At 56.3% G+C, this 646-nt stretch carries 1 rRNA gene; it reads left to right on the top strand.

Features of this window, described 5'->3' with window-relative positions:
- Positions 1 to 646, top strand: a 23S ribosomal RNA gene (locus IEZ10_RS38510); the annotation flags it as partial.

The following is a 646-nucleotide window of genomic DNA, read 5'->3' as shown; positions in this document are numbered from 1 at the left end:
GTGATGTGACTGCGTGCCTTTTGAAGAATGAGCCTGCGAGTTGCGGTGTGTGGCGAGGTTAACCCGTGTGGGGTAGCCGTAGCGAAAGCGAGTCTGAATAGGGCGTTTGAGTCGCATGCTGCAGACCCGAAGCGGAGTGATCTAGGCATGGGCAGGTTGAAGCGCGGGTAAGACCGCGTGGAGGACCGAACCCACCAGGGTTGAAAACCTGGGGGATGACCTGTGTTTAGGGGTGAAAGGCCAATCAAACTCCGTGATAGCTGGTTCTCCCCGAAATGCATTTAGGTGCAGCGTCGCGTGTTTCTTGCCGGAGGTAGAGCACTGGATGGCCGATGGGCCCGACAAGGTTACTGACGTCAGCCAAACTCCGAATGCCGGTAAGTGAGAGCGTGGCAGTGAGACTGCGGGGGATAAGCTCCGTAGTCGAGAGGGAAACAGCCCAGACCACCGACTAAGGCCCCTAAGCGTGTGCTAAGTGGGAAAGGATGTGGAGTCGCAGTGACAACCAGGAGGTTGGCTTAGAAGCAGCCACCCTTGAAAGAGTGCGTAATAGCTCACTGGTCAAGTGATTCTGCGCCGACAATGTAGCGGGGCTCAAGTACACCGCCGAAGTCGTGGCATTCACACATTAACCCTGGCTTTTGTC

This window comes from Streptosporangium pseudovulgare, assembly GCF_014648055.1.
Taxonomy (GTDB): Bacteria; Actinomycetota; Actinomycetes; order Streptosporangiales; family Streptosporangiaceae; genus Streptosporangium; species Streptosporangium pseudovulgare.
The sequence above is the reverse complement of the archived record's forward strand: the minus strand, read 5'-3'. Positions and strand labels throughout refer to the sequence as shown.